The organism is Rhodocaloribacter sp. (genome assembly GCF_056451265.1).
On sequence record NZ_JBWOPL010000097.1, the window covers coordinates 1 to 2706 of the forward strand.

The window sequence follows — 2706 nt, forward strand, 5'->3', positions numbered from 1 at the left end:
CCCGAGCCGATGTAGCTCAGCTGGTAGAGCAGCGCATTCGTAATGCGCGGGTCGGGGGTTCGAGTCCCTCCATCGGCACCATCACCCCGTAAGTCGTTGAACCGTCTGATAAAACACGCTTTTCCGACGCGACGGGTACACAAGGCCGGTACACATCGCAGCGAGAAGAGTGTGAAGCGCACCCGTTATCTCGTTCGCATCGGCAACTTCTGGTATGTCCGGATCAGGTGGCCGAAGGCGCTGGCCCATCTGCTGCCCGGCACCCAGTACAAACGTTCGCTCGGCACCACCAGCCGCGAAGACGCGCTGCGGCTGTTACCCGGCTATCTCCAGACTATCAGAACCACATCGACGCAGCGCGGGTGAGGACGCGGGAAAGCCTGAAGGCGGGTCAGGCTTCCCTCATGCTCTTTCCGTCCAACACCTGTCACAGCGAATGAGGGAAACATTGACCTGACGCGGCATGCGGGTATCATGAAAGTTGCATACGCCTGCTGCAGGCAGAAGCGACCCTGCGCGACGGGGAGAGGGCCTCCCATTACGGAAAGATGCACGCGGGCCAGGTGGCCGTCCGGAGAACACCGGGACGAGAAAGATCTTTGCAAACAGCCCCAAGAACATCCGTCTGAAAATTCGGGACCAATGACCGAAGCCTTTTTCGAGAACCCGATCCTGAATCCTCCTTACACGCTCCCCTACGCAACGCTGGGAATTGGACGAGGATGGCCGACCGACCGGCAGGATCCTTTCCGGTCGCCGAAGCGCGAATCACAGGACGTCGGTGTCGCGGCCGGGAAAACGCAAGAGCATCGAGGCGCAGGCGGAATGGGACTTATTCGGTACCGCTCCGCCCGCCGAGGCCGAGGCAAGGCGCAATCGCAAAGCGGCCCACCTGTGCCTCACGGGATTGGAAGTCGTACACAAGAAGCGCGGCATCCGGACCACTTGCGATTCCTCTGTCACGCCTTTCTTCAAGCCCGCGACCGGCCCTGTGGAATTGCTGTTAGGGTCCTCAACCACCTCGGCGACGAGGTGAGAAAGATCTACGAGGTGTGAAGGGAGGGGAAGAAATGGGTGCCAAGCGTCGGATTGAGGACTGGGAAGCGGCGCTCATCAAGCGCATGATTTTAAATGGATACACAGGAGATAAAATCCTCAGCTATTTTTCGAGGCCAGACAGAACCATCAATCCAGCACGAATCACCGAAATCAAAAGCAAAAAGTTGTTTGCAGAAGTCGGACCAGCAAGCGAGAAGGATCTCACTGATTTTTTGGCCAGATTTTCGAAACAAGAGGCATTGCGCCCTCCACTTGATCAGAAGCCAACTTCACCAGACGTTATTCTCAAAATATTAGGATGGGATGCTAAAACCCCTAACAAATTTTTCTCCAAAGAATCCGAAATAATAGAATATAAAGAGTCTTATCACGAAAAGAAGAACAGCAAAGCAGAATATGCGAAAGTAATAGTCTCGTTCGCAAATAATAAAGGAGGCTATCTTGTATTTGGCGTGTCAGACACAGGAGAAATTACAGGCATAGAAAGAGATCGGTTCTTAAAGTCTGGTAACACCATCATTTCAGATTATATAGAAAGCTTTTTCTCTCACGCTCCAAGCTATGATTTAACAAATATTGAGGTTATAAAAAATAAGTGGATTGGAATTATTTATGTTCACGAGTCGAAAATTAAGCCTATAATGTGCCTAAGAAACGACGGTCAAATGTTGCACGAATCTGATATATATTTCCGTTACCATGGTAAATCTAAAAAGATAAAATCTGGCGAGCTGCAGAAAATACTGGATTACGAAATTAAACGTCGCCTATCAAAAACGGCCATTCATATCAATCATGTTTTGGAAGATTCTCCCGAAGATATAGCGATCATAAATATGAAGGAAGGAAGGTTATTATCAACAGAAAAGAACATTTTGATAGATGATGATTTAATTAATCGGATAAAAGAAATTAATTTTGGATACAGTAAATCATCTGACAAAATTGTTCCTACCACAGTCGTTTCTGTAACAAGAAAGGAACACATCTACGACGATGATGTTATAAAAAGCTTTATCATGAGAGAAAAGGTAGAAAATCCCGGAATGTTTATAGAGCACGTGATGGATTCGCAAAAGTTATGGCTTCCAATATTTTATTATTGGAGGTTGCTCGGAAAACACGATGTAAATGAGCTTTGCATGTTTATAAAGGAAAACGGCTCGATATCAGACAAAAAAAAGGAAAGTTTGTGCGGGCGAGTGGAACGCTTGAAATTACCCACCGGTAATCCAAGAAGAGAAAAATATGATAATCTTAGGAACAAGATTCTCAGCGGGAAAAGTGTTGAGTTATCAACGAAGCAGGATATCATTAATATACTTAATGCAATAAGAACGATACAAGAGAATGAATTTAAGGAGATGGAAGTGTTTTCATTAATGGAAGAAGTTTTACATATCTTAGATCGTTCTCCCGATATCGTAAAAAAGGATGATTATCGATATGCGGCTTGTTATATCGATGTGGTATGGCACAAGGCAACTTCCTAAGGTTGCTTAGATATAGAAAGCATGACTCTCCTCATCGCCGATAGCTTCACGGACAGTCTGGCGCGGCTGACGAATGCCGAGCAGAAGGCGGTAAAGGCGTGCGTCTTTGGTCTTCATTTGGAGCTGGACCGGCCGTGCTGCCAATTGCCCTGTG

General features: G+C 47.3%; 2 protein-coding genes and 1 tRNA gene. All 3 read left to right on the forward strand.

The window, feature by feature from the left end; translation table 11 throughout:
* Window positions 1–5: 5 nt before the first annotated feature.
* Window positions 6–81 (forward strand) — tRNA-Thr (locus AC1HIY_RS15470).
* 15 nt (window positions 82–96) lie between these two features.
* A complete protein-coding gene (locus AC1HIY_RS15475; protein ID WP_479577704.1) occupies window positions 97–366 on the forward strand; it encodes a DUF6538 domain-containing protein in 270 nt (89 codons plus the stop codon).
* A 704-nt stretch (window positions 367–1070) separates the two neighbouring features.
* Window positions 1071–2552, forward strand: a complete 1482-nt coding sequence (locus AC1HIY_RS15480) for an ATP-binding protein (protein ID WP_479577705.1) — start codon at window positions 1071–1073, stop codon at window positions 2550–2552.
* The last annotated feature ends 154 nt before the right edge of the window (window positions 2553–2706 follow it).

Excerpts from the sequence above, each read along its gene's own strand:
- AC1HIY_RS15480 (WP_479577705.1), top strand. The coding sequence starts at position 1,071 with ATGGGTGCCAAGCGTCGGATTGAGGACTGGGAAGCGGCGCTCATCAAG.